The 27,000-nt window shown below is 66.2% G+C and carries 23 protein-coding genes; 12 read left to right on the forward strand and 11 right to left on the reverse strand.

Going from position 1 to position 27,000, the window contains the following annotated elements:
- Positions 1-63 precede the first annotated feature (63 nt).
- The 7 genes from ACOZ9V_RS15935 to ACOZ9V_RS15965 form a co-directional block, all read right to left on the reverse strand.
- The gene (locus tag ACOZ9V_RS15935; RefSeq protein WP_434591626.1) at positions 64-1,956 is read right to left on the reverse strand and encodes a PucR family transcriptional regulator; all 1,893 of its coding nucleotides are present in this window, start codon (positions 1,954-1,956) and stop codon (positions 64-66) included.
- A 184-nt stretch (positions 1,957-2,140) separates the two neighbouring features.
- Positions 2,141-2,920: a response regulator transcription factor gene (locus tag ACOZ9V_RS15940; RefSeq protein WP_434591629.1), complete on the reverse strand. Its 780-nt coding sequence runs from the start codon at positions 2,918-2,920 to the stop codon at positions 2,141-2,143.
- Positions 2,920-4,398, reverse strand: a complete 1,479-nt coding sequence (locus ACOZ9V_RS15945) for a histidine kinase (RefSeq protein WP_434591632.1) — start codon at positions 4,396-4,398, stop codon at positions 2,920-2,922. Before ACOZ9V_RS15945 ends, ACOZ9V_RS15940 begins: the two co-directional genes overlap by 1 nt.
- Positions 4,399-4,502: 104 nt before the next feature.
- A complete protein-coding gene (gene gabT, locus ACOZ9V_RS15950; protein WP_434591634.1) occupies positions 4,503-5,867 on the reverse strand; it encodes a 4-aminobutyrate--2-oxoglutarate transaminase in 1,365 nt (454 codons plus the stop codon).
- Between the two features lie 207 nt (positions 5,868-6,074).
- A complete protein-coding gene (locus ACOZ9V_RS15955; RefSeq protein WP_139909109.1) occupies positions 6,075-7,286 on the reverse strand; it encodes a YgfZ/GcvT domain-containing protein in 1,212 nt (403 codons plus the stop codon).
- Between the two features lies 1 nt (position 7,287).
- The gene (locus ACOZ9V_RS15960) at positions 7,288-7,890 is read right to left on the reverse strand and encodes an FABP family protein (RefSeq protein ID WP_180345572.1); all 603 of its coding nucleotides are present in this window, start codon (positions 7,888-7,890) and stop codon (positions 7,288-7,290) included.
- A 170-nt stretch (positions 7,891-8,060) separates the two neighbouring features.
- Positions 8,061-8,864 (reverse strand): ammonia permease, encoded by an 804-nt coding sequence (locus tag ACOZ9V_RS15965; protein WP_229663971.1) that lies wholly within the window; start codon positions 8,862-8,864, stop codon positions 8,061-8,063.
- A gap of 130 nt (positions 8,865-8,994) precedes the next feature.
- On the opposite strand from ACOZ9V_RS15965, the gene ACOZ9V_RS15970 reads away from it, so the two are divergent.
- From ACOZ9V_RS15970 to ACOZ9V_RS16015, 10 genes are all read left to right on the forward strand, one after another.
- On the forward strand, positions 8,995-9,897 hold the full coding sequence (locus ACOZ9V_RS15970) for a winged helix-turn-helix domain-containing protein (RefSeq protein WP_434591639.1): 903 nt from the start codon (positions 8,995-8,997) through the stop codon (positions 9,895-9,897).
- Positions 9,894-10,937, forward strand: coding sequence for a mycothiol synthase (gene mshD / locus ACOZ9V_RS15975; protein ID WP_434591642.1), 1,044 nt, complete (start codon positions 9,894-9,896; stop codon positions 10,935-10,937). The genes ACOZ9V_RS15970 and mshD overlap by 4 nt, the downstream gene beginning before the upstream one ends.
- Before the next feature lie 4 nt (positions 10,938-10,941).
- Complete coding sequence (locus ACOZ9V_RS15980) at positions 10,942-13,086, forward strand: RNA degradosome polyphosphate kinase (protein WP_434591644.1); 2,145 nt, start codon at positions 10,942-10,944, stop codon at positions 13,084-13,086.
- A complete protein-coding gene (locus tag ACOZ9V_RS15985; protein ID WP_139468091.1) occupies positions 13,083-14,057 on the forward strand; it encodes an NUDIX hydrolase in 975 nt (324 codons plus the stop codon). Before ACOZ9V_RS15980 ends, ACOZ9V_RS15985 begins: the two co-directional genes overlap by 4 nt.
- 306 nt (positions 14,058-14,363) lie before the next feature.
- Complete coding sequence (pstS, locus tag ACOZ9V_RS15990; protein ID WP_139468277.1) at positions 14,364-15,467, forward strand: phosphate ABC transporter substrate-binding protein PstS; 1,104 nt, start codon at positions 14,364-14,366, stop codon at positions 15,465-15,467.
- Positions 15,468-15,711: 244 nt separating this feature from the next.
- On the forward strand, positions 15,712-16,602 hold the full coding sequence (gene pstC / locus ACOZ9V_RS15995; protein ID WP_101544086.1) for a phosphate ABC transporter permease subunit PstC: 891 nt from the start codon (positions 15,712-15,714) through the stop codon (positions 16,600-16,602).
- Between the two features lie 14 nt (positions 16,603-16,616).
- A complete protein-coding gene (gene pstA / locus ACOZ9V_RS16000; RefSeq protein WP_139468090.1) occupies positions 16,617-17,756 on the forward strand; it encodes a phosphate ABC transporter permease PstA in 1,140 nt (379 codons plus the stop codon).
- A gap of 55 nt (positions 17,757-17,811) precedes the next feature.
- A complete protein-coding gene (gene pstB / locus ACOZ9V_RS16005) occupies positions 17,812-18,591 on the forward strand; it encodes a phosphate ABC transporter ATP-binding protein PstB (RefSeq protein ID WP_139468089.1) in 780 nt (259 codons plus the stop codon).
- Positions 18,592-18,985: 394 nt separating this feature from the next.
- Positions 18,986-19,543, forward strand: coding sequence for a PadR family transcriptional regulator (locus tag ACOZ9V_RS16010; protein ID WP_139468088.1), 558 nt, complete (start codon positions 18,986-18,988; stop codon positions 19,541-19,543).
- A 168-nt stretch (positions 19,544-19,711) separates the two neighbouring features.
- A complete protein-coding gene (locus tag ACOZ9V_RS16015) occupies positions 19,712-21,484 on the forward strand; it encodes an ABC1 kinase family protein (protein WP_229663994.1) in 1,773 nt (590 codons plus the stop codon).
- A 69-nt stretch (positions 21,485-21,553) separates the two neighbouring features.
- Here ACOZ9V_RS16015 and ACOZ9V_RS16020 read toward each other — a convergent pair whose 3' ends face one another.
- Positions 21,554-22,192 carry a winged helix-turn-helix transcriptional regulator gene (locus tag ACOZ9V_RS16020; RefSeq protein WP_139468086.1) on the reverse strand — a complete coding sequence of 213 codons (639 nt, stop codon included), beginning with the start codon at positions 22,190-22,192 and terminating at the stop codon, positions 21,554-21,556.
- Between the two features lie 127 nt (positions 22,193-22,319).
- On the opposite strand from ACOZ9V_RS16020, the gene ACOZ9V_RS16025 reads away from it, so the two are divergent.
- Positions 22,320-22,880, forward strand: a complete 561-nt coding sequence (locus ACOZ9V_RS16025; RefSeq protein WP_139468085.1) for a dihydrofolate reductase family protein — start codon at positions 22,320-22,322, stop codon at positions 22,878-22,880.
- Between the two features lie 85 nt (positions 22,881-22,965).
- Here the strand turns inward: ACOZ9V_RS16025 and ACOZ9V_RS16030 are convergent, their stop codons facing one another.
- From ACOZ9V_RS16030 to ACOZ9V_RS16040, 3 genes are all read right to left on the reverse strand, one after another.
- Positions 22,966-24,099 carry a hypothetical protein gene (locus ACOZ9V_RS16030; protein ID WP_434591649.1) on the reverse strand — a complete coding sequence of 378 codons (1,134 nt, stop codon included), beginning with the start codon at positions 24,097-24,099 and terminating at the stop codon, positions 22,966-22,968.
- A gap of 119 nt (positions 24,100-24,218) precedes the next feature.
- On the reverse strand, positions 24,219-24,857 hold the full coding sequence (locus tag ACOZ9V_RS16035) for a response regulator transcription factor (protein ID WP_139468083.1): 639 nt from the start codon (positions 24,855-24,857) through the stop codon (positions 24,219-24,221).
- Positions 24,854-26,392 carry a sensor histidine kinase gene (locus tag ACOZ9V_RS16040; protein WP_434591652.1) on the reverse strand — a complete coding sequence of 513 codons (1,539 nt, stop codon included), beginning with the start codon at positions 26,390-26,392 and terminating at the stop codon, positions 24,854-24,856. The genes ACOZ9V_RS16035 and ACOZ9V_RS16040 overlap by 4 nt, the downstream gene beginning before the upstream one ends.
- 122 nt (positions 26,393-26,514) lie before the next feature.
- Here ACOZ9V_RS16040 and ACOZ9V_RS16045 point away from each other — a divergent pair, with 122 nt between their 5' ends.
- Positions 26,515-26,973, forward strand: a complete 459-nt coding sequence (locus ACOZ9V_RS16045) for a DUF4383 domain-containing protein (protein ID WP_229663967.1) — start codon at positions 26,515-26,517, stop codon at positions 26,971-26,973.
- The last annotated feature ends 27 nt before the right edge of the window (positions 26,974-27,000 follow it).

The following is a 27,000-nucleotide window of genomic DNA, read 5'->3' on the forward strand; positions in this document are numbered from 1 at the left end:
ACGGCTGACCTCGAAGAACGCACGATAATTCGCCAATGTTCGCGGGGGCTGATTGTAGGTTTCTCACGACCGGTCGTGAGCGAGCACGGAGAGTTCGAGCCAGAGCCGCTCGGCCGGTTCCGCCGTTGAGAGTCCGGTGATCTCCTCGATCCGGCCGAGGCGATGCCGCAGCGAATTCGTGTGCACATGAAGTCGGCGGGAGGCCTCGGCCGAGTTGCCGACCGTGGCGAAGTAGACGCGCAGGGTCTCGAGCAGGCTGCCGTTGTGCTGACCGTCGTGAGCCGCCAGTGCCTGTGCCGGACCGAGTACTCCTGCGCCCGCCTGAGCCCGCTGGCCGGTGGGTGCTCGTCCGTCGGCAGGTCCGGGCCCTCCGCCGATCACGCGCTCATCTGCGGCCAGCAGCGTATCGGCGACCTGCAGACCCACGACCCTCGCTGCCACGTCGCGGATGGTCGCCCCGACGATTCGGCCGTGAGTACTCGGACTTCGATGCGTAACCGAGCTCTTCTGCGGGGTCGGGTCCACGTCCTCGTCGTCCGCGCCAGGACCCGCCTCGGTGACAGCCTGCACGGCGTCGACGACGTATGTGGCTTCGGTCCACGACCGGTGCACGGCATCGAGGCGGTCGACCGGGGTGCCGACCCCGAAGCACAGGGTCTCCGACTTCGGCAGGGACCTGCGCAGAGCGGCGATGACGTGATCGCGCACCTGTTCGGCGTTCATCGGCTCGCGCATCTGCACCAATGCCGCGAGATGGACCCGCTCCCCGGTTCCGGACCGACCCATGCTGACATCTGCCGGGCCGACAGGGACAGAACCATGTCCGGCGTGTGCGGCACCGGCAGAGCTCACGTGCGCGAGCACGGCATCGGCAAAGGCAGCCCGCAGATGGAACCGCAGGACGGGCTCTCGGTCGGGGGCCACCTCGGTGAAGGCAAGGACGCAGAAGCTGCCCGAGAACGGCAGCGACAACAGGGTCGCCGACGGGCCGAGATCGGCCGGACCGGCGAGGATCCCGCCGAGAGCCTCCCGGCGGATGCGCTTCTCGAACGGTGACCGGCGCAGGGTCCGCAACATCACGGGCAGGGCCGCGCGGGCGGCGTCGCGCAGCACCTCGCGCAGCGGTTCGGGGTCGACCTCTGCCGGGTAGGCCGCCCAGATCGTCCCGATGAGTTCGCCCTCGCTGCGCAGGGCGATGACCGATCGAGCCGGTGATGTGCCTTCGGCGGGACGTTCGACGACATCGGTGGAACGACGGATCGTGTCGAGGAACCCGGATTCCTCGAGTTCGGCGATCCGCCAGTCGGGAATGGCCCCGGACAGGATCGTCTCGCGACGGATCTCATCGAGTTCGTCGCCGAGGTTCGCATGCGCGAGCACTCGCGAGGCCGGGTCCTCGATCGTGATCGACGCGCCCGTCGTTTCGGCGATGACGGCGGCCAGGGCGCTGAGGTCGTCGACATCAGGCCAGGCCAGGGCGCTCGTCGCCCCCTCGATGAGCTGTCGCAGATGGACGAGGATCTCCGACCACGTCACATGCGGCGATCGTTCGAGGAGGACCGGAGCCCGGCCCGCACTCCCCCGCAGGTCGGCCCCGTCACCGAGGTGGCTGTGCGTTCCGGGCGGGACGACGAGAGCGGCGGCTCCCGCATAATCGGTCAGCACGGAATCGAGCCCGGCAGGGCTGCGCACCGGCTCGGTGACGAGGACGACTGTGCCGTTCAAGGAGCCGTGGTCAGCCGCCTCGGGTGTCGAAGCCGTGCGTGCAGCGGTAAGCGGAGCCGTGCGTGGAGCAGTGAGCGCTGCGGCCGACGGTTCTGTGGAAGCGGCTGGCAGGTCGAAGCCGAATTCGACTCGCGCGACCGCGACGTCGTCGGCCACCTCCGTCAGCGGCAGGAGGAACCCCTCCGTATCCCGGATCAAGCGGGACAGTCGCGGGCTCGAGGTGTCGGTCATGCTCCCACTGTAGTCAACGACCGACCGTGGTCGGGAGGATCTGCGTCAACGGAACCGATCGCCTCGGCGGGTGGGATGAACCGGACGGGTCAGCCGCCTCGGCGGGTGGGATGAACCGGACGGGTCAGCCGCCTCGGCGGGGTGGGGTTGAGTCGAATCAGCCAGCCGCCTCGGCGGGGGCAGATCATTCCGGAGAGAAGAATTTGAACTGGAGGGCGCGGACGACGAGCTGGGCGAGATTGCGCGCCCCCAGTTTGAGGCGCAGGTTGCGGGCGTGCGACTTCATGGTGGACATGGCCACCGATTGGTCGGCGGCGATCTCCTCGTAGCTGTGGCCCTGGCAGAGCAGGGTGAGCAACTCCATCTCGCGGGCGGTCAGCTGCGGTGCCGCGTCGGGGGCGTCGGGCAGGGGATCTCCGCTGATGACGATGTCCTCGGCCAACCCTCTGAGCAGTTCGGGGCTCTCCCCCGCCGAGGCGGCCCGCACGACCGAGACGAGTTCCCTCTCCCCGGCCGTCTTGTTGATCACGGCGAGTGCGCCGGCTTCGAGCCCGCGAGCGATTCCCGGACCAGGCGATACGGTCGTCAGGAGCACAACGCGGGCTCCGGGGTCGAGGTCCATGATCGCCGCCGTCGCATCGACGCCGCTCGTTCCCGGCGGCATGTTGACGTCCATGAGGACGAGGTCGGGACGCTCGGCGTCGAAGGCGGCGATAGCCTCTTCGCCGGAGTGCACCGGGTCGAGGACGCGGAAGGAACCCGCATCATCGAGCGCCGCTGCCACCGCTCGTGTCGTCCACGAATCGTCATCGACGACGAGCACGGAGGTGCGTGCGGCGGAGTCAGAGGTCATGTCGTGGTCGGCCTGCGGCATGGTCGTCTCCGGTCTCACGTGAGGGGCCGCCTCCGAGGTCCGGTGCGCGGCCGCGGTGGTGTGCGCGGCCGTGTGGGAGTGCGACGTCATCAGGCATCGACCTTGTCCCGGCCGCCCTTCGTGCGGGTGCCATTGCTGTGGCTGCCGCTGCTGAGGCGGTAGGTCTCCTCGCCCGAGAGGTCGGAACCAGCGGTGTCCGTGCCCGTGAGCCGGTCGGGGGCGTCGGTGGCGGCCGACTCAGCAGAGATCGGCAACGTACCTGTTGCCTCGGCGCTGGTGTCGAAGTCATCATCGACGACGTCGATCATGACCGCATTCGAGGAAGACCGCGCAGTATGCCATTTCGAGGAAGCCGACGCGGACGGGGAGACGAAACGGACCGGCAGGGCCACCTCGACGACGGTTCTCCTCCGTTCATCCTCGTCCACCCGGCAGACGCCGCCCACGGCCGTGGCCCGGCGGGACAGCGACCGCGGCACCTTGGTCAGGGCGGTCGGGGATTCGTTCGTGCTGCGGCAGAGCAGTTCGGTCCGGTCACCGCGCTCACCTCGCATTTCGACGGCGAGGGTGGCGGGGGTGCCCGGAACGGAGTGGCGGATGACGTTCGTGGCGAGCTCGAGCATCACGGCCCGGAAATGGTGTGACAAGGTGCCGGTCGCGTGGGTCGGCAACGGGGCGAGCTCGGTGGTCAGCGGAACGGAACCGGCCGCACACCCGTCCTCGATCGCGGTCGTCAGCTGCTCCGCCTCGGCGCGGAACCGGACCCGGGAGGTGGCGGAGTCCCCGGAGCAGGCCTCGGTCTCCCACCTGCTCAGACTCGTCACCAGCTGTCGGAGCCGTTTCGTGGCCTCGGCGTTGACCAGCGCCAACTCGGCGAGGAGGCGGTCCGCGGTCTCGGGATCGTTTTCCTTGGCCAGGGTGCGGATGATCGCGGATTCGGTGGTCAGCGAGTGCGAGATGGTGTCGTGCATATCGCTGGTGAACCGGGCGCGCATGGCATCGAGTGACTTCTGGTGGTCGACGGCGGCGCGTTCGCGGCGGTCGATCTCACTGCGGATTCGGGCTTCGACGAAGGACGCGCACAGGCCGAGGGTCGAGTAGGTCAGCCAGCCGTAGCCGAGGTCGGTGAACCCTTCGAAGCCGGCGTCATAGGATCCGAGGCGGGTCGATACGCCGAGGTAGACGGCCAGTCCGACGGTGCCCAGCGCGAAGCCGATCCAGCGGCGGCGGCTGATCAGGACCGCGGTGGCGAGGATGAGCGCCTCGGGGAACATGTTCTCCAGGTCCGGGTAGAGCATGGAGAACCCGATGCCCAGTCCGGTCGTCGCGATGACGATGCTCAGCGGCAGGAAGCCGGCTAAGACGATGAGTCCGTAGGCGAGGATGAGCAGGCCTGCGTAGCGGGGTTCGGTGATCTCGAACGATCCGGGCACCAGGATCGTCAGACCCATGATGAGGGCCAGCAGGCGGATCGGCAGATCGATGAAGCGCGGCCCCCGAAGGAAGTGCCACACTCGGGCCGGGACGCTCGCTGACGTACCGGTCGCGCTGTCGATCTCTGAAGTCATGGCTTCTATTGTGCTACAACTGCCTCCCCCGAACTACCTGACGGCGGCCCAGCAACCTCGCGCGAGGTTGCTGGGCCGCCGTCAGGTAGCAATTGGGAGGAGGGTCAGCCGAGGAGTTCGGCGAGGGCTGCCTCGATGACGTCGAAGGCGTCGCCCAGAAGCTCGTCGGAGATCGTCAGCGGCGGCAGGAAGCGCAGGATGTTGCTGAAGGTTCCCGTGGTGAGCACGAGGACGCCGTTCTTCGCGCAGTAGTCCGCGATCTTCTTCACCAGATCCGCGTTCGGCTCGATCGAATCGTGCTCGACGAACTCGGCGGCGATCATGGCACCGCGGCCGCGGATATCGCCGACCTCGGGGTACTTCGACTGCAGCTTCGTCAGGCGGTCGACGATGGTCTCACCGATAGCCAGGGCGCGCTCGGGCAGCCCGTCCTCTTCGTATGAGGCGATGGCGCCGAGTGCGGCGGCACAGGCGGCGGGGTTGCCGCCGTAGGTTCCGCCGAGGCGGCCCGGTCCGACCGAGTCCATGATGTCCGCGCGACCGGTCACGGCCGACAGCGGCAGACCGCCCGCGATGCCCTTGGCCGTGGTGATGAGGTCGGGCACGATGCCCTCCCACTCGGAGGCGAACATCTTGCCGGTGCGGGCGAATCCGGCCTGCACCTCGTCGGCGACGAAGACGATGCCCTTCTCGCGGGCGTAGTCGACGAGCGTGGGCAGGAAGCCCTCGGCCGGGACGATGAAGCCGCCCTCACCCTGGATGGGTTCGATGACGATCGCGGCGACGTATTCGGAGCCGATCTGCTTCTCGATCATCGTGATGACGCGCTTGGCTGCGTCCTCACCGCTGATCTTCGTGCCGGCCGCATCGTTGTCGCGGTACGGGTAGGACATGGGTGCGCGGTAGACCTCACCGGCGAAGGGACCGAAGCCGGCCTTGTAGGGTGCTGCCTTCGCAGTCATCGCCATGGTCAGGTTGGTCCGACCGTGGTAAGCGTGGTCGAAGACGACGACGGCGTCGCGACCGGTGTGGGCGCGAGCGATCTTCACAGCGTTCTCGACGGCCTCGGCACCGGAGTTGAGCAGCACGGTGCGCTTCTCGTGGTCACCCGGAGTGAGGCGGTTGAGGGCTTCGGCGACCTCGACGTAGCTCTCGTACGGGTTGACCATGAAGCAGGTGTGGGTGAAGGCCTCGAGCTGGGCCTTCGCGGCCTCGACCACGCGGGGGTTCGCGTTGCCGGCCGTGGTCACGGCGATGCCCGAGCCGAGGTCGATGAGCTGGTTGCCGTCGGCGTCCTTGAGGATGCCGCCGCCGGCCGCGACCACGTAGGCGGGCAGGCTCGAACCGACACCGGTCGCCACGGCTGACTTGCGACGTTCCTCGATCTCACGGGACTTCGGTCCCGGAATCTCGGTGACGATCTTACGTTCCTGCGGCAGAGCTTCGCCGCCAATTTCCAAAGCTGTCATAAGGGGAAGAATAGGGGTTATCGACGCTTTTTGTCACTTACCGTCCGAGGGCTGAGCAGAACCGCCCGCGACGGAGAGACGAACGCGCGGATTCGGGCCAGTTCGGGTACGAAATCCGCAGCCGTTCATCGACCGTCGAATCCCCGAGTCGGACCGCCCACAACGAGGACAGAGGCAGCCCCTGGCCGCACCCAAGACTCGCTGTGATCAGCGGTTCTGACTGCGGGCGTCGACGTCCCTGTTCCGTTCCGGAAGCACGCGCTCGTGCTCGCGCATCGGCACGACGATCGTCTCCTGAGCACCGATGACGCGTTCGCCGTCGCCGATTTCGAAGCTCAGCTGCGCCTCGGGGGCGAGGTTCCGTTTGACTACGGCCAGACCGATCGGTCCGAGCTCCCAGTGCACGGTCACCGAGGTCAGAGTGCCAACTGATCGTTCGGACCCGCGGACCTCGGCGAGCACCTCGGTGCCGGGGTCCGGGGCGATGTGCCCGGACCCGTCGAGATGGACGAAGGTCAGACGCCTGGGCGGCTGACCGAGATTGTGGACGCGTGCCACCGCTTCCTGACCGCGGTAGCAGCCCTTGGCCAGGTGCACGGCCGTGCGCAGCAGGTCGAGTTCGCCGACGAGGGCCTTGTGATCGATTTCATTCCGGCCAGGTCGCCAGGCGGCGATCCGCAGGGCCTCCCAGGCGTCGAAGCCGGCCATGTCGAGGCTGTTCGCCGACAGGCCCTGCAGATCGGAGCGCTTGACGATGCCGATGACGAACGGAGTCTCGAGACCCGGATGGTCGGTTCCGGCGACATCGTGCCCGATGTCGATCTGCGCGTAGGAGGCCGAACCGCTTCCGATGTGCGGCCACGGATCGGACCAGGTCCGGGTGACGGGCAGGGTCTCCGGCAGAGCGGTGATGGCGCCGAAGCACTGATAGTCGTCGCTGAGGTCCTCGATCTCGACGCGCATCATGAAGACCATCTTGCGCAGGAAGTCCAGTGTCGCGTCGGTGTTGAGGTCGCTGATCGCCCACAGCGCCTCACCGTCGTCGACGAGCTTCAGCCAGCCTTCGATGCGACCGTTCGGATCAAGCACGAGGGTTTCGGTGGACACTCCGGGGGCCAGGGTGTCGATCTTCTGCGTGGTGATCGAGTTCAGCCAGGTCAGACGGTCGGGTCCGCTCAGACGCAGCACGCGGAGATGAGCGAGGTCGACGAGACCGTCCTTCTCCTCGAGCACGCGCTGCTCTCGCAGAGGAGCTCCGTAGTGGATGGGAGTCTCGGCGAGGTCGCCGGCCCCGAGCACCGCGGTCGAGCTCAGTCCGCGGGCCAGCGACGAGCGCCGAACCGCCTCGGTGGGGGTGTCGGTGTTCTCCGGCGACGGCGAATCGTTGAAGTCAGAATTCGGCGACACGGGATCAGTCATCTTAAGACAGCTTCTTCAATCTGGCAGAGGAGTGGGAGGCGAGTTCGTGGCCCATGGCTGCCATGTCCCAGGCCCACATGAGTTCGCCGCCGACGAGGCCGTACATCCGCGTCGAGGCGGTGTACTCCTTCGCGGTCTTGGTCCTGGCCACCACGTCGGTGGCCAGATCGATGCGAGGTCCTTTGACGGTGCCGGCGTAGAGTTCCATGACTCCGTGCGGGTGGACGATCTCGGCTTCGATCTCGAAGGCGTCGTCGTTCGTGCGCAGGGTTTCGACCGCTGCGGCCGAGGTGAAGGACTGCTGTTCGGTCGGCACCATCATTCCCGGGCCGACGTCGCCGTCGTCGTGCTGACGCACGAGCTGCCAGATTCCGGTCTCGAGAGTCAGGGTCGACTCGAGATCACCGGACTCGCTGAGCAGCCACGCATGCGCGGTGTACTGGAGGAAGGGCGTGCCCTCATGGGCGACGAAGTCGATGCGCTGGCCGAACTGCTTCTCAGGAGTGTCCGCATAGCCGACGACACCGACGCCTTCCCACGACCCGATCAGCCAGGACAGAGGGACGAGCTCGGGGTGGACCGAGGCATCGAGTTCGATCACCATCAGGGATCAGCGGTTGTCTTTGAACAGCGCCGTGACGACCTTGATCCCGACACCCAGGGCGCCGAGTGCGGCAATGCCGACGAGGCTGGAGAAGACGATTTCGAGAGCAACAAGATTTTCCATGCTCACAGTCTACAGTTCCTGACAAAGTGATGTGCATTCAGCCCAGGTCAGGAGGCGACGCGTTCGAGTGCGTAGACGACGACTCCGCCGAGCGCGATCGGGGCGGCACCGAGGGCGAGCTGAACGGCGAAGCTCCGGGCCTTCTCGACGTTCTTCTTCACCTCGATGTTCTGTGAGGCCTCGAGGTTGGCGGCCTGGAACTTCGCATAGGCGACGAGCCCGAGCATCCGATCGACCGCTGCCACGAGCAGGCCCATGATGACACCGAGGACGAGCGCCATGGCCAAGGAGATCGCCTGTGCGAACACGAGCACCGACAGGATCCCCGCCACGGCCGTGGACATGGCGATGGCCAACGGCGAGGTGTAGATCGCCGGCCACGGCAGCGCGGTCATACACTGCGCCACGATGAGCGAGGCGAGGCCGATGACGATGGCCTCCTTGTCACCGGGGACCGTGATCGCCGCAACCCAGGTGCTCGCGGACAGGACGATGACGAGACCGGAGACCTGCGCGGACACGTTCGCCACCGCATAGGAGGCACCGATTCCACGGGTGAGGTTCTGCACGAAGGTCCACAGCAGACCGAGTCCCGCGAGCACGGGCAGCCAGTCGAGATAGGGAGCCGTTGAGTCCTGCCAGGCGGCGTAGAGTCCGCCGACGCCGAAGAGGGCGAGCATGATCGACGTCGCCCGCGGCTGCGGGGAGTCCGTCAGACGCGGCCAGCCATAGGCGACGCCGAAGACGATGAGCCCGGTCGCCAGCAGGAACAGCGTATAGCCCCAGTACACGGAGGCACTGAGGGCCAACACCAGCACCAGGGCGACGGCAACTCGAATCCATCTGATCACAGCACTATCGTGCCTTATCCGGCGACACCCGCGGTAACCACCGGCGGCAGCGCGTCGGAGCAACCCCGGCCGGGGCCTCGCTATACTCTTCCTCAGACGACGGGCGAGACGACGGGCGCCGAGGAGGTGGATGCAGCACATGCGGATTCTGCACATCTGCCCCACGGCCAGGCTCGACGCCCCGCTGGCTCCCGAATCCCTGCAGTACCTCGGTCACCAGATCGACCGCTGCGGTGCCGAGGACCTGCCCAGCCGCCGGGCCGAATCCGCCGCGGTCGACGTCGTCATCGCCGACGCCTGCCTCGATCTGTCCCTGGCCCCGCGCATCTCCGACCTCCTCGCCGAGGCGCGGATCACCGCCCCCGTCATCGTCGTCCTCGGGGAGGGCGGGCTGGCGACCGCCTCGGCGAGATGGAACGTGTCCGACCTCATCCTCACCACTGCCGGCCCCGCCGAGGTGGAAGCGCGGCTGCGCGTGGCCCGTGACCGTCACGCCGCATCCTCTGCCGCCCACTCCGGCAGCGGATTCCCCGGCGGGACGCCCGGGTCCGGCCGACTCGGCGCGAAAGGCGGCGCAGGGGGCTGGGGACCGGTTCGCACCGGACGCGGCCCCGTCGGCACCGCCCGAGGAGGCGGGCCCGGAACGTCTGGCCGCCTCGGTGACACGGGCGAGGAAATGTGGAATGCCGACGGCGAACCGATGGTCGTCGTCACCGGGGACCTGCGCATCGACGAGACAGCGTTCACCGCCGAGCTCGGCGGACGCAGCCTCGACCTCACCTACCGCGAGTTCGCCCTGCTGAAGTTCTTCGCCATGCACCCCGAACGCGTCTTCACCCGCGATGACATCCTGCTCGCCGTGTGGGGCGACGACTACTTCGGCGGCACCCGCACCGTTGACGTGCATGTTCGCCGCCTCCGTGCGAAACTCGGCAAAGACCTTGAGAACGCCATCCACACCGTGCGCAACGTCGGCTACCGGTTCAGCGCCGACAGCGTCACAGACACAGATTCAGAGGACGTGACGGTATGAGAATCCAGGCCAGCGGAGCAACCATCTCCACCTCGATCGACACCCTCACCGAGGATGAGCTGAAGTTCCTCGACGACGTGGCGGCCGCCGATGGCGCCCCCGAGATCTCCGGCGGGCTCATGGCCGTCGCCACCGGTGAGGACACCGCCCACGAGGCGCAGACCGCCTCGAGCGTCTGGCGCGTCTTTGCCGACGACGAAGAGGGTTCCCGCCCCGCCGATGCCGGCACCACCGATGCCGACTCCGCCGGCAACGACGCGACCGACGAGCTCATCGGATTCGGAATCCGCGCCCTGCAAGGGGATCGTCACGCCGCCGAGTTCCTCATCGCCCCCGACCATCGCGGCCAGGGCCTCGGCGAACAGCTGCTGAGAACGATCCTCGACGAAGAGCCCGAAGCCTGGTGCTGGTCGCACGGCGACCACCCGGCCGCGGCCCACCTCGCCCAGAAGCACGGCCTCGGCCGCGATCGAGTGCTCTATCAGATGCGCACCGACACCGGTCTGCGCCTCGACGGCCTCCCCGAGACGCAGAGCCCCGACGGGGTCGAGATCCGCTCCTTCGCTCCCGGCGACGAGGACGGCTGGCTGACCGTGAACAACGCCGCCTTCGACTGGCATCCCGAACAGGGCGGGCAGACCCGCGCCGATATCGACGCCGTCGTCACCGCTGCGGATTTCGACCCGAACACATTCATCATCGCCGCCCGCGATGGCGAGGTCATCGGATTCCACCAGACGAAGATCACGGACACGGATGACGAGGGCCGCCTCGGCGAGGTCTATGTCGTCGGCGTCGATCCGCGCATTCACGCCAAGGGCGTGGGCAAGGCGCTGACGATCGAGGGAATGCGGCGGATGGTGGCCGCCGGAGCCGAGACGATCGAACTCTACGTCGAATCGGACAACGCCCCGGCGCTAGGCTTGTACGAGCGGCTGGGTTTCCATGTCGCGGTCGCGCACGTGGCCTATGCACCGGCCTCCGCAAAGGTCACCGGCACTGATTCTGCGAGCACGGCGTCGACGGACGAGAAGGAGTAGAGCGTTGTACGACATCGCAGCTTCGGGTAAGGAGCTGGGACTGCCCGACCCGGCAGATCGCTTCCTCGATCGCGAACTCAGCTGGCTGGCCTTCAACGAACGCGTCCTCGACCTCGCCTCGGATCCGGAGATCCCGCTGCTCGAACGCGTCCGGTTCCTCTCGATCTTCGCGACCAACCTCGACGAGTTCTTCATGGTCCGCGTCGCCGGTCTCAAACGCCGCATCAACACCGGTCTCGCCGTGCCCAGCGTCACCGGCCGCATGCCCGCGCAGGTCATGCACGATATCGGGGTGCGCGCATTCGAGCTGATGAGCCGGCATGCGGCCCTGCTCAAGGACGATATCGGTCCCCGCCTCGACGCGGAATCGATCACGAAGGTCCAGGTCGAGGACCTCACCGAGGATGAGCGCCACCGCGTCGACGAATTCTTCTTCGGCCACGTCTACCCCGTCCTCACTCCGCTGGCCGTCGATCCGGCCCACCCGTTCCCGTATATCTCGGGTCTCTCGCTCAACCTCGGCGTGCTCCTGCGGTCGCCGGAGACGGGCAAGGAGTTCTTCGCTCGCGTCAAGGTTCCCCCGCGCCTGCCGCGGTTCTTCAATGTCGCCGAGGCGACCGACCGACCCGCCGGACGCGACGTCCCCGCCCGCTTCGTCGCCCTCGAGGACATCATCGCCGAACACCTGGGCATCCTGTTCGACGGCATGGAGATCGTCCACCATTCGACCTTCCGCGTCACCCGCAATGAGGACCTCGAGGTCGAAGAGGACGATGCGGAGAACCTGCTCAAGGCTCTGGAGAAGGAGCTGCTGCGCAGGCGTTTCGGTCCGGCCGTGCGGATGGAGATCACAGAGAACATCCACCCCCGCGTCCTCGAGATGCTCAAGGACGAACTGGGCATCCACGACTCGGAGATCTACCACCTGCCCAGCCCGCTGGACCTGTCCGGCATGTCCGATATCGCCGATGTGCCGCGCGATGACCTGCACTATCCGAAGATGGTCCCGCAGATGAACAAGGACCTGTCGCTGCGGGAGTCCAGCGACCAGGTCGACGTCTTCGACGCGGTGGCCAGCCGGGACATCCTCCTGCACCACCCCTACGATTCGTTCTCCACGAGCGTGCAGGCCTTCCTCGAACAGGCGGCGTCGGACAAGAACGTGCTGGCGATCAAGCAGACGCTCTACCGCACCTCCGGGGATTCGCCGATCATCGATGCCCTCGTCGATGCCGCACAGGCCGGCATCCAGGTGCTCGCCGTCGTCGAGATCAAGGCCCGGTTCGACGAGGAGGCCAACATCACCTGGGCCCGCAAACTCGAGCGCGCCGGCGTCCACGTCGTCTACGGAATCGTCGGGCTCAAGACCCATGCGAAGCTCTCCCTCGTCGTCCGTCAGGAGGCCGACGGGCTGGCCCGGTACTGCCACGTCGGCACCGGCAACTACCACCCGAAGACCGCCCGCGGCTATGAGGACTTCGGGCTGCTGACACGTGATCGGGCCGTCGCCGATGATCTGACGAAGCTGTTCAACCAGCTCTCCGGCTATGCGCCGAAGTCCGAATACTCCCGGTTCCTCGTCGCCCCCAGCAATGTGCGCACCGGACTCATCGACCTCATCGATTCCGAGATCGCGATCGCACAGTCCGGCGGAGCGGGGCAGGTGCGGATCAAGGTCAACTCGATCGTCGACGAAGCCATCATCGACGCCCTCTACCGGGCATCCCGAGCCGGGGTCGCCGTCGAAGTCTTCGTCCGCGGAATCTGCGCCCTGCGCCCGGGCATCGAGGGCCTGAGCGAGAACATCACGGTGCGATCCGTGCTCGGACGCTTCCTCGAACACTCCCGCGCCTTCGTCTTCGGCAACGACGGCGACCCGATCGTCTACATCGGTTCGGCCGATATGATGCACCGCAACCTCGACCGTCGGGTCGAAGCGCTCGTGCAGATCGTCGATGACGGTCACCGGGCGGAGATCATCGAACTCTTCGATCTCGTCTTCGCCCCGACCACCTCGGCATTCGATCTGTCCGGTGACGGCAGATGGACCCGGCGGACTCACGACGACGAGGGCAGCATCCTCGCCGACTATCAGACGGAGCTCATCCGTCGGCACCGGAAGCGTCGGCGAATCGGGGATGAGGCGTGAGCCGGTCCGAGGTCGCCTCGGCACAGGCGTCATCGCGCGTCACCGCCGATGTCCTTGCCGCCGGGGCGGTCTGCTGGAGATACGGTTCGAAAGGCCTCGAGGTGGTGCTCATCCACCGCCCGAAGTACAACGACTGGTCGTGGCCCAAGGGCAAGGTCGACCCGGGTGAGACGCTGCCGGAGGCCGCGATCCGCGAGGTCAAGGAGGAGACGGGGTTCGACATCCACCTCGGCATCCCTCTGCCGTCGGCCGAGTACACAGTCGGCAAGAACACGCTGAAGAAAGTCTTCTACTGGTCGGCCGAGGTCAAGGACGAAGCGGACTTCGCCCCGGTGAACAAGCGAGAGGTCGACACCGCCGGCTGGTTCCCTGTCGACAAGGCCCGGTCGAAGCTGACGTCCTTCGCGGACCGGGAACAGCTCGACGCGCTGGAGAAGTTCGCTGAGACGGACGCACTGCGGGCGTGGCCGCTCATCCTCGTCCGCCACGGGAAGGCGTTCCCACGTGCGAAGTGGTACGAGACAGAGCATGTGCGGCCTCTGCTCAAGCTCGGCACCCGACAGGCCATGGCATTGACCGGGCTGCTGGGAGCCTGGGGCGTGCGCAAGCTCGTCTCGAGTCCGTGGAAGCGCTGCATGGCGACGCTGACTCCGCTGTCGGCGGCGACGGGCAAGTCGATCAAGAAGGTGTCGACGCTCAGCGAGAAGGCCACCGCTGCGAACCCGGACAAGACCGCCCGCTATATCGAGAAGCTGCTGGCGAAGGGCAAACCAGTCATCTACTGCACGCACCGGCCGGTGCTGCCGACGATCTTCTCCGTCTACGCGGCTCATGCCCCGAAACGGGTAGAGGCGAAGCTGCCGAAGGACGATCCGTACCTCAAGCCCGGTGAGGTCCTCATCGCCTATGTGCGCCCCGGACCGGTGCCGCGCATCGTCGAGATCGAACGCGTCCGCCCCATCGACAGCTGACCGAGGCGCACGACCCGCCAGCGAGCCGATTCTCAAGGTCGAGCATGCGTACTGGGCGGCCCGCCTCGGCGAACTTACACACGTACGGAACGGGCCGCCTCGGCGAGCGAATGCCGGTCCCGACAATGATCCTTTCATGAAACCGACGAAGTCTGTGATCGAGCACTCACAGCGGTTCCAACCCTTCGCCCCTCATTCACCTTCCATTCACGTTTCAACTCCTTGCACTTCACGCGTGATCCTTAGCGTGGATGACGAGCAATCGAGAACTCTCGAGCTGTGTCCACAAACATGAAAGGCATCTTCGTGAAGATGAAGCATCTCGCCCCCTCCGCTGCGATCCTCGCGGTCGGCGCCATCACCCTCTCGGCTTGCGGTGGCGGACAGTCCGCCACCGGCGAAGAGGCATCCGGCGGCAGCAGTGACCTGCAGGGCACCCTGACCGGCATCGGCGCCTCCTCGCAGAAGGCCGCGATGGATGCCTGGACAGCGGACTTCACCTCGCAGAACTCCGGCGTGACCGTCAACTACTCCCCCGACGGATCGGGTGCCGGCCGTGAACAGTTCCTCGCCGGCAACGCGCAGTTCGCCGGATCCGACGCCCACCTCGACGATGACGAGGTCAAGGCCGGAAAGGAAGCCTGCGGCGCCGACGGAGCCTACGAGTTCCCCGTCTACATCTCCCCCATCGCCGTGACCTTCAACGTCAAGGGCGTCGACGAGCTCAACCTCTCCCCCGAAACGATCGCGAAGATCTTCAAGGGCGACATCACCAACTGGAACGACAAGGCCATCAAGGCCGACAACCCGGATGCCGAGCTTCCGGACCTCAAGATCACCGCCGTTCACCGCGCCGATGACTCGGGCACCACCGAGAACTTCGCCGAGTACCTCAAGGCCACCGCCGAGAAGGACTGGGACGCCGAGGTCGACGGCAACTTCCCGAAGGAGTACGGCGGCGAGGCCGCTCAGGGCACCGACGGTGTCATCCAGACCGTCTCCGACACCGACGGAGCCATCGGCTACGCGGATGCCTCGGCCGTCGGTGAGCTCTCCACCGCCAAGGTCAAGGTCGGCGACGAGTTCGTCGAGCTCTCCCCGGAAGCCGCGACCAAGGTCGTCGACGCATCCGAGAAGGTCGAAGGCCGCAGCGAAGGCGACCTCGCCTTCGACCTGGCCCGCGACACCACCGAGTCCGGCGCCTACCCGATCGTGCTCGTCTCCTACCACCTCGTCTGTTCGTCCTACAAGGACCAGGAGACCGTGGACATGGTCAAGGCATGGGAGAAGTTCGTGGTCTCGGAAGAGGGACAGAAGTCCGCTGCCGATTCCGCCGGGTCCGCACCGCTGTCGGACGACCTGCGCAAGCAGATCGAAGAAGTCATCGACTCGATCAAGGTCGAAGGCTGATTTCAGTCTCTGACCTGGAGATATAGCCAGTCGGGAGCGGCGCAGAAGCCCTGCGCCGCTTTTCCGCGCCTGTGGAACCACCCCGGTTTCACCACAAGTCACATGAGGAGTACTTGTGCCGATCAGCACACAGACCACTGAGTCAGGCCCCACAGGGCCCGGCTCCACGCCCGAATCCGGGCAGAAGCCGCCGCAGAGTCCGGCAACTCGGCAGCAGAAGGCCGTCGTCCGACCCGGCGACCGCATCTTCTCGGCCGCCACGCTCATCGCCGGCATCCTGATCCTGGTGATCCTCGCCGGAGTCGCCCTGTTCCTTCTCGCACAGTCGAAGGACACCATCACCGCGCAGATCAGCGACCCCTCCCAGATCACCGGCGGCAAGGGCTTCTTCTCCTACGTCTGGCCGCTGGTCATCGGCACGCTCATCTCCGCGGCCATCGCACTGATCGTCGCGACTCCCTTCTCGCTGGGCATCGCGCTGTTCACCACCCACATGGCCCCGCGCAAGCTCGCTCCGGTGCTCGGCTACGTCATCGACCTGCTCGCCGCCATCCCCTCGGTCGTCTACGGCCTGTGGGGCATCGCTCTGGCCGGCAACCTCACCGGCTTCTACCTGTGGCTGTCGAAGTGGTTCGGCTGGATTCCGATCTTCGCTCCGGCCGCCGACGGCTCCGTGTCGCAGACGGGCCGCACACTGCTCACCGCCTCGCTCGTGCTCTCGATCATGATCCTGCCGATCATCACCTCGCTGACCCGCGAGATCTTCCTCCAGACCCCGCGCCTGCAGGAAGAGGCGGCGCTGGCGCTCGGCGCCACCCGCTGGGAGATGATCCGCATGGCCGTGCTGCCGTTCGGCAAGTCGGGAATCGTCTCGGCCACGATGCTCGGCCTCGGCCGCGCCCTCGGTGAGACCATGGCCGTGGCCATGATCCTCTCGCCCGGCGTCCTCACCGCCTCGCTCGTCGTCAGCGGCAACCAGACCATCGCCTCCGAGATCGCGCAGAACTTCCCCGAGGCCGCGGGACTGCGCCTGTCCGAGCTCATCACCGTCGGCCTCGTGCTCTTCGTCATCACCCTGCTGGTGAACATGGGAGCCCGCGCCATCGTCGCCCGCACCTCGGTGAAGGGAAGTTGAGACCAATGACCACCATGAACACCACCACCGAGGCGGCCGTGTCGAAACCGGCGAAGCTCACCTCCAAACAGCTCCCGAAGGCCACCCCGTGGATCGTCGCCGTCGCCTCGATCCTCGTGGCGATCGTCATCAGCTTCATCGCCTTCGGCGGCTTCAACATCCCCGTCGTGGCCGTCCTCGCCGGCCTCATCAACGCGATCGCCGTGTTCGCGGTCTCCGCGTCCTACGAAGGCCGCCGCAAGGCCGTCGACCGGATCGCGACCACCATCGTCACCTCGACGTTCGTCCTCGCATGCGTTCCCCTCATCTCGCTGCTGTGGCTGACCGTGTCCAAGGGCGGGGCCGCCATCAGCGGTGACCTGCTCACCCGCACCATGCTCGGCATGAAGGGCGTCCTCGATCAGCAGTACGTCGCCGGTGAGGCCACTCTGGCCGGCGGCTTCTACCACGCCATCGTCGGCACCGTGCTCATCACACTCGCCGCCTGCGTGATCTCGATTCCGATCGGCGTCCTCACCGCCATCTACCTCGTCGAATACTCGAACAAGAACCGCCTGGGCAAGGCGATCACCTTCCTCGTCGACGTGATGACCGGTATTCCCTCGATCGTCGCCGGTCTCTTCGCCTTCGCACTGTTCTCCACGATTGCCAACGTGCTCCTGCCCGGCGCGGCCGGAATCGCGAAGACCGGCTTCACCGCGGCCGTGGCGCTGTCGGTGCTGATGATCCCGATCGTCGTGCGCAATACGGAGGAGATCCTCCGCTTGGTGCCGATGGACCTGCGCGAGGCTTCCTACGCACTCGGCGTGCCGAAGTGGAAGACGATCGTGAAGATCGTTCTGCCCACCTCGGTGTCGGGAATCCTCTCCGGTGTCACCATCGCCATCGCCCGCGTCATCGGTGAGACGGCACCCATCATGGTCACCGCCGGGTTCGCCAAGACGCTCAACTGGAACCTCTTCTCCGGTTGGATGTCGACGCTGCCGACGTTCATCTACGACTCGCAGCTGCGCCCGGTCTCGCCGGGAGCCGCCGCCCTGGCCAGCTCGGAACGCGCCTGGGCCGCAGCCCTTGTGCTCGTCGCCCTCGTCATGGTGCTCAACCTGCTCGCCCGCATCATCGCGAAGGTGCTCGCACCGAAGGCCGGACGCTGACCGGCGACTGCCCACAGACCTCCAGACTCACCCATTTCCACGGATAGGAAACACAATGTCCAAGCAGATCGACATCAAGGATCTCGACATCTTCTACGGCGACTTCCGCGCCGTCGACGGAGTGCAGATGCAGATCAAGCCGCGCTCCGTCACCGCCTTCATCGGGCCCTCCGGCTGCGGCAAGTCCACGGTGCTGCGCACGCTGAACCGCATGCACGAAGTCATCCCCGGCGCCAGCGTCTCCGGTGAGGTCCTCATGGACGGCAATGACATCTACGGCGCCGGCGTCGACCCGGTCAACGTCCGCCGCGAGGTGGGCATGGTCTTCCAGCGGGCGAACCCGTTCCCGACGATGAGCATCAAGGAGAACGTGCTCGCCGGTGTGCGCCTGAACAACAAGCGCCTGTCGAAGACCGAGGCCGACGATCTCACCGAACGTGCCCTGCGCGGCGCGAACCTCTGGAACGAGGTCAAGGACCGCCTCAACCTGCCCGGTTCGGGTCTCTCCGGCGGTCAGCAGCAGCGTCTGTGCATCGCCCGCGCAATCGCCGTCGAACCCGAGGTCCTGCTCATGGACGAGCCGTGCTCGGCTCTCGACCCGATTTCGACCCTGGCGATCGAGGACCTCATCAACGACCTCAAGGACAAGTACACGGTCGTCATCGTCACGCACAACATGCAGCAGGCCGCTCGTGTGTCCGACAAGACCGCGTTCTTCAACATCGCCGGCACCGGCAAGCCCGGAAAGCTCATCGAGTTCAACGAGACCTCGACGATCTTCTCGAACCCGGACACGGAAGAGACCGAGAACTACATCTCCGGTCGCTTCGGATGATTTGAAGGCTCGCCCAAACGGCGGGCGCCCCTCGGGGCGGGTGCCGTCTCGGCGGCGCATGCCTCTATAATCGGCGGCGCATGCCTCTATAAGTGGTCGTTCTGGTCACGCTCTGCTCAGCGGAACGTGACCAGAACGACCACTTTGCGTTGGCAGGTCCGCCGGACGCGACTTCGGGCGGTAGGGCACTCGCGCAGAGTCGCCTCGGGGATCGCGCAGGGCGCTGGCAGGTCGGTCGTCACGTCACCCTGAACGCGCGCAGTGAGTTGCCTCCGCAGACGACCTCATGGTCTTCCCGACAACACATCGGCGATATATCGTTACATATCGTCAGGGCAGTGAACTTCGTGCAATCAGCGGGGTACTGCGGTGTCATCAGACCAGGGAGGTCATCATGAACGAGCCATTCACCCACGGAAGCTCCCATCACCGAGGCGGCGACCGGGGCAGCGCTAGCATCTGGGAGGCGTTCGAGCAGCTGCGCTCATCCTTCGCCCCCAAACAGCCTGCCCGCATGAACCGCGGTGACGTCCGTGCCGGAATCCTCTCGCTGCTGGCAGAGGCCCCGATGCACGGATACCAGATCATCCAGGAGATCGAGGAACGCAGCGGCGGCAGCTGGAAGCCCAGCCCCGGGTCGGTCTATCCGACGCTGCAGCTGCTCACGGACGAGGGTCTCATCAATGCGGAGCCGTCGAGCGGACGCAAGACCTATTCCCTCACCGAGGCGGGACGCGAGCACGTCGAGGCCGACTCCGATTCCGCCGCCCCGTGGGAATCGGTCGGCAGGAGAGAGACTCCGCGCGCGGCCACACTGGCCAAGGCCGGGGTCGAGTTGGCACAGGCCGCCGCTCAGGTCGGACGTTCGGGCAGCAAGGAGCAGGTCGCAGAGGCGGTCACCGAGCTGGAAGAGACCAAACGCAGGCTGTATTCGATCCTCGCTCGGGACTGAGCGATGTCGACGGGAGCCGAACAGAGAAACGTGAGTCCGGATGAGCTCGGCCGAGAAGCCGGTGAGCACAGCGGAGCAGACACTGTCGGCCCTGGCCAGGGTCTTCCCGACCGGAAGCGAGCGCTGCGGTCCCGGTCGTCCCGGATCCTGCGCTTTGCCGCGGCCCAGATGGCCATGGCCTGGTGGTTCGAGCTCGTCCTGCCTCGCATCGGTCTGGGTCGCCTGGCCGCCCGACGACGAGTGGAGCGCTGGCAGTCGACCGCCAGGAAGTTCAGGGCGCTGGCGATCGATCTCGGCGGGCTGATGATCAAGGTGGGCCAGTTCCTCTCCTCCCGCATGGATGTCCTCCCGCCCGAGGTCGCCGCAGAGCTGGCAGACCTGCAGGACGAAGTATCGCCGGTTCCCTTCGACGGGATCAGGCCCCTCGCCGAGGCGCAGCTGGGTATGCGACTCACCACCGCCTTCGCCACTTTCGACCCCCGACCGCTGGCCGCGGCATCACTGGGCCAGGCTCATTCGGCCACCCTGACTCCGGATGTGGCCGCCGAGCTCGGATTCACCGAGGTGGTCGTCAAGGTCCAGCGCCCCGGCATCGCCGACGTCGTCGAGGTGGATCTGCGAACACTGCGCCGGATCGCAGGGTGGCTCTCCCGCGTCGGGTTCATCGCCAGCCGGGTCGATATGCCGGGGCTGGTCGAGGAGTTCGCCCATGTCAGCCTCGAGGAGATCGACTACCTCCACGAGGCGGCGAATGCGGAACAGTTCACCACCGAAGCCGCACGCTTCGCGGACGATGCCGAGCGTTCGGCATCGGGTTCGCCCGGTCCGACGCAGGCCCCGCGAATCGTCTGGGGGCAGACCACGACCCAGGTTCTCACCATGGAGGATGTCTCGGCGATCAAGATCAACGATGTCGCGGCGCTGCGCCGGGCAGGGATCGATCCACGCGAGGTGGCTTCGGCGTTCGCGCACACGATGTTCGATCAGCTCTTCCGCGGCGGCTTCTTCCACGCCGATCCCCATCCCGGCAACATCTTCGTCACTCCCGACCGAACTGGAGCGGTCGAACGCTCGGGTGTCTCTCCGGCGTCCGAGCACATGGGTGGCTCACCGCCGACAGGGGAAACGCACACCTCGACCGGGCATCCCGCCTCGGCGGGGGTCGGCTGGCACCTGACCTTCGTCGACTTCGGAATGATGGGCCACGTTCCTGAGGATCTGCGCTCGGGGCTGCGTGAACTCATCATCGCCGTGGCCACCAGGGATTCCCACCGCCTGGTCACGAGCGTCGAACTCATCGGGGTGCTGCTCGACGGCGCGGACACCGCGGAGCTCGAACGCGCACTGACCGAGCTCTTCTCCCGGTTCGGCGGGATGGGATTCGCTCAGCTGCGCGAGGTCGACGAAAAGGAGCTGCGGGCCTTCTCCAGGGACTTCGAATCGGTGGTCCGCGACCTTCCGGTCCAATTGCCGGAGAACCTCTTCCTCATCATCCGTGCGCTCGCCATGGTCTCTGGTCTGTGCAGCTCACTCGATCCCCGGTTCAACATCTGGGAGGTCGTCGAACCCTATGCACGCGGCCTCATCAGCGACTCACCGGGAGGAGTCGCCGGCTCGGCGACGAAGGAGGCGCTCAACCTCGTGCGTCTGACCCTGAGCCTGCCCGGACGCCTCGACGCACTGGTCACGAAGGTCGAAGACGGCGAGCTCACGGTGTCGACGCCGAAGCTCGATCGTCGGGTGGAAGGGCTCGAACAGCTGGCGCGCGGCGTGATCTCGGCCGTTCTATTCACCGGCTTCGTCATCGGCGGGTCGATCCTGCTGCCGGTGATGACGGTTGGCGGCGTTCTGCTGCTCATCGCCTCGGCACCCGCGCTTCTCCACGCCCTGGTCACTCTGCTGCGACACCGACGGGCAGACCGGCGGAACCGTCGTAGGTGAGGAGTCGGCGGAACCGTCGCAGACGAGGGAGCGGCGACAAGCTGTTCGAGGACGACGCGGCGTTGCCTCCTAGCCGGCCGCTGGTTCGTCGCGGGGAGCACGGAAGGCCGAGGCGAAATCGACCAGCAGGGATTCGTCGCCGTCGACCGTGATCGCCCCTTCCTCTCGTGCGGCTTCGGCTGCGCCATCGGCAAGCAGGTCGCGCAGCCCGGGACCTTCGATCCTCAGGTCAGCTTCTGCCTGGGCCCCTTCCGCAGCCTCCACACCGCGCTCGCTCACGGTCGCATGAGCCGTCGCGGGGCCGGCAGTGATTTCGACTGTGAAGGGTCGGACTCGGGCGTCGGTGCGCGCGGTCAGCAAAGCCGCGGCCAGAGAGGAGTCCGTCGGAACCTCGCCCTCGCGGGGCTCAGCCATCCGCCGTGCACCCCAGCGGCCGAGCTCAATGAGCACCGGACTAAGATCCGAACCGTAGTCGCTGAGGCGGTAGACGACGTTGCGTCCGTCGATGCCGCGCTCGATGATCTCGGCGGCCTCAAGTTCGCGCAACCGCGTGGTCAGCAGGTTCGAGGGGATGCCGGGATTTCCCTGTCGAAGCTCGTTGAAGCGCTTCGGACCGACGAGGAGGTCGCGGAGGATGATGAGCGACCACCGTTCCCCCAGCACCTCGGCTGCCCGAGCCAGACCGCAGAATTGTCCGTACGACTTCATGGTTGACAGCATAGCAATATCAGTTCACTATTGAAACCATAGTTCACTTTCTGAACTTTCTGGGCTGCGGAACCACAGCCCTCAGGAAACGCAACGGCCCGCACGACAACTCGATGAGGAGATCACCATGTCCCGCACTGTCATCGCCGCACTGTTCCAGTCACTCGACGGGATCGCATCCGATCCGTTCAACTTCCAATTCGATTCCTTCGACCAGGAGATGGGCGAGTGGATGACCACGGCCATCGGCGGCGTCGACGACTGCCTCCTCGGCCGTGTCACCTATCAGGAGTGGGAGGGCTACTGGCCGAACCACACAAAAGGCGAGGACGCACCGTTCGCCGACTTCATCAACTCGACTCCCAAGCACATCGCCTCGACAACGCTGTCGCAGGCCGATCTCAGCTGGGAGAACTCGACTCTCATCCAGGGCGAGCTCGTCGACTTCGTCCGCGAGCTCAAAGCCGGCGACGGCGGCAAGATCGCTGTCGAGGGATCGATGTCGATCGTCCGTCAGCTCGTCGAAGCGAACCTCGTCGACGAGCTGACGGTGGCCATCCACCCGGTCGTCGCCGGCAGCGGACGGTCCCTCTTCGAGGGTGGAACGACGACTCGCTTGGAGCTCAAGGACGTGCAGCGGACCAGCAAGGGCAACCTGCTGGCCACCTACGGGCCGTTCCCCGGCTGATCCAGCGGGTGGATCCACCTCGAGATCGTCCGCTTATTCGAGGTGGATCCGCCCGCAGGAGACATCGAAGATTCGAAAAGACAGCTCAGACATCGCCGGACGCACCCGCCTCGGCAGCCAGCCGACGTTCCCGGTAGGCGAAGGTCGCCCAGCCGAGCGCCACGGCCCAGAGCGGGAAGAGCAGCGTCGGCCCGATCGTCACCCACCAGCTGTCGGCGAAGATTTCGGGGGTCCCCGAGAAGATTGTGCGCACCAGGCCGACTCCGCCGGTGAAGATCGCCAGCGACACGATCGTCGCGGGAATCGTCGCCAGAGTGATCGGCACTCGCTTTCCGCCCAGAGGACCAAGCCATGTTGGCAGCCGCTCTCCCCATCTCTGGATGAGACCGAGGGTGAGCAGGATTCCACCGATGGCGGCCAAGGCGAGCGCGAGTCCCGAATGCCAGAGTCCGACACGCTGGCCTTCGTCGTAGAGACCTTCACTCAGGCCGAAGGGAATTCCCACGGCCAAGAGGACCCGCGTCAGGGCATAGAAGCCCGGCACGATGACCGCCACGACGACGGCGATCTTCGCGCTTGCGGTGACCGACGTCGATCTCCCCACGCGTCCGGTACCGTCAACGTCTGCACGCCTGTGACCGGCGGCGGAATCCTCAACATGAACGGTCTCGGTCGAATGACGATGACTGTCCTCGTGAATCCGACGACTGGTCTTCTCCGCACCGGCCCACACGATGATCCACAACAGCGGACCAAGCAGCATGACTCCCTGCCAGATCACCGGAGCCGGGATTGGTGGGAACTGCAGGCTGAGCGCATAGCCGAGGTAGGCCAGCAGCAAGGTGTCGGTGAGCATGACCGTGACCACGGCGGCGAAGGCCAGAACGACAACCCCGAGAACGCGTGCCCCGCCTCTGTCGAAAAGCCGCTGCCGCAGGCGGGTCGCGGTGAGCAGGGCCGCCGAGCCGACAAAGCTGAGCAGGGAGACGGAGCCGATGATGAGACCCGCGAACGGTCCCGGGAGTGCGGCGATCATCGACGTGAACGTCCACTCCTCGGATCCGGCCAGGGGTGAGGCGACGATCCCCAACCCCCAGAGGACCGACATGACGAGAAGGAAGAGCGACCACGCCGAGGCGGCGGCCAGTCCTGCGCGAACGGTGAGATCGGATTGTGGTGACGGATGGTTGACTATGTGAGTGAGCTGTTTCTGTGTCATGACTCCAGGCTCGTCCCCGAAGGCCCGCCGGGGGCTCCCCCACAAGGGTGAATCCGGTTCCCGAGAGGGTGAATGCACACTGGGCGGGTGAACGGCCCTCCCGCCTGCTCACTTTGGGGTCAGGTCTCGACGAACCCCGATTCGAAAGCCTTGATCACCGCTTGTGTCCTGTCACGGGCACCGAGCTTCGACAGCAGCGAACTGACATAGGTCTTCACCGTCTCCGCCCCGAGGAACATCTCCCCGGCGATCTCGGCGTTGCTCATTCCTCTCGACATGAGGGTGAGGACTTCCTGTTCCCGCCTGCTCAGCCCAGCAGAACTCACCACATCGACAGCTCGGTGAGACCGTGCTGCCATGTCCCGGATCTTCTGCGGATAGAGCAGCGCATCTCCCCCGGCCACGGTATGCACCGCCCGGACGAGTTCGGACGGCTGAGCGCGTTTGAGGACGAAGCCGTCAGCGCCCACGCGCAGAGCTTCGAAGACGTAGTCATCGCTGTCGAAGGTCGTGAGGATGAGCACCCGAGGCGGCTCCTGCCTGCTCATAAGCAGCCGCGTTGCCTCCAATCCGTCGAGGTGGGGCATGTGCACATCCATCACCACGACATCAGGATCCAGCCGAGTCACCAGATCGAGTGCTTCCGTCCCGTCATCGCCCTCCCCGACGACCTCGAGTCCCGGGTCGGAGTCGATGATCGCGGCCAGACCCGCACGCACGAGAGGCTCGTCATCGATGAGGATCACCGAAATGGTCATGGCATCTGTCCCTCCGAATACGGCAGTCTCACCTGCAGAATCCATTGTCCGTTCTCGATTCCCCAGTCGGCGCTCCCACCGAACAGAGCAGCCCTCTCACCGATGCCGACGAGTCCGCGTGACTGCCTCGCCGAGGCGGCCGCCCCCTTCGCACCGGCAATCCCCTTCGCATCGCCCGCCGCTTTCGCGTCAGCCGCCGCCTTCCCCTCGGCCCGTCCCTTCTCCGATGAGCCGAGCACCGGGCCGGCGGCCGCGCCGGCATTGCGCGTGACCACTTGTACGCAGTCGGCGCCGATGTCGACGGCCACATCGAGGCCGGGCGTCGTTGCGTGCCGCAGCGAGTTCGTCACCGCCTCGCGCACGATCCGGTGGAGTTCGTGGACCACGGTCGGCGGCAGTCCGGTGGCATCCCCGCTGACCGTCAGTCGGGTGGGGTGCCCGATCGCACGGGCTTCCTCGGCCAATCGGGTGATATCGAGCATTGTTCGCCGAGGCGGCCCCGCACTTCCGCTGTCACCGTCCCCCGCGAGCTCTCCGCCCTCCACTGCTTCGCTCTCGGCGCCATCGAGGGCATCGGCACCATCGATGGCATCAGCAACGCCAAGGGCGTCGGCGTCGCCTGCGGTGCTTTCATCGCTGACTGCGCCGTCGGCCTCCGCACGCAGCAGGGCGAGGACATGGTCCAACTCGGCCACCGCCTCACGGCTGGTGCGAGCGATCTCGTCGACGGCCGCCTCGGCGAGTATCTGATCCTGGTGCAGGGCACGTTTGGCCACAGCTGCCTGCATCATCGTCACGGTCAGGGCATGACCGATCGAGTCGTGGACTTCGCGGGCGAGGACGGTGCGACGGAACCGACGGACTCGCTCGGCCCCGGCGAGCTCAGCCCGGTCAGCGGCCGAGGGGCCGAGCAGGATCTGTGCGTAGTGAGGCAGGAAGTAGCCTTCGGCGATGATCGTGGCCGTGAGGAGAAGCAGGATCACGGGTGCGAGGATCTGCACGAGCCCGGCGGACAGGACGACGACGGACTCGGCACCGGTGCCGGCCGACGGATCGGCATTTCCGGCCGGCGATCCAGCAGTCGCCCCGGCTGGGGAGCCCGCAATGCCGAGGAGTCCGTTCGACAGTTCCGAGGCCTGCTGTGGGTCCGCAACCATCAGGAGCACGGAAGGAAGGACCACGACGACCGTGATCAGGAGCAGGGCACCGGCGAAGGCGTGGCCGAAGTAGAACAGGGCACCGCGGAGGCGATCGGACCAGGTCGGCCGCCTCGGCGGGATGGGGATGGACAGTTCGAGGAGCTGCTCGGCCAGGGTCCGTTCGAGTGCGCGGATGACGGCAAGGAACGCGGGTATGCACAACAGCACGAAGACGACGGCGCTGAAGGCGAGCATGCTGAACGCCAGAGACCGGTCGCTGACCTCGTTCCACGCGGAGACGGCCCAGATGATGACCGCCATATAGGGCACGGCGATGACCCCGCCGATCAGAAGGACCAGCAGTCTGCGCCACAGCTTCGCCGCCCAAGCTCCCATTGCCACCAGACTACAGCGGCGGGCCGACATGAGACGGCGGCCGGAAAGTTTCGCCCGTCGGCCATCCGAATCGGCATCTGCTCCGAATCACCGATACCAGCTATCTTTGGGAAAGGATCGTCATGAATATCTCGATGTCGTCACAGTCGCCCGCCGCTGCACGCGGTGCGCGTTCGCAGGTGCAGATGGTCTCCGGGCTCTTCGGCGCAGTGTTCCTGCTCGTGGGGATCCTCGGCTTCGTCCCGGGCATCACCGCGAATCTCGGCTCGATCAGCTTCGCCGGACACCACACCGACGCGGCACTGCTCGGCCTCTTCCAGGTCACGGTGCTCCACAACATCGTCCACCTGCTCTTCGGAGTCGTCGGGATGCTCGGACTCCGCTCACGTGCACTGGCGAAGAACTACCTCGTCGTCGGCGGAATCATCTATGCGGTGCTGTGGATCTACGGAATGGTGATTCCGATGGAGTCGATGGGCAACTTCGTCGGGCTCAACACCGCCGACAACTGGCTGCACTTCGTCCTCGCCGCGGCCATGATCACCACCGGCTTCGTATTCGGGCGGAAGCCTCGGGGCTGATTCGTCGGCACCGATGTCAGCGATTTC

The sequence above is a fragment of the Brevibacterium sp. 1718 genome (genome assembly GCF_051131255.1).
In the GTDB taxonomy this organism is placed as follows: domain Bacteria; phylum Actinomycetota; class Actinomycetes; order Actinomycetales; family Brevibacteriaceae; genus Brevibacterium; species Brevibacterium sediminis.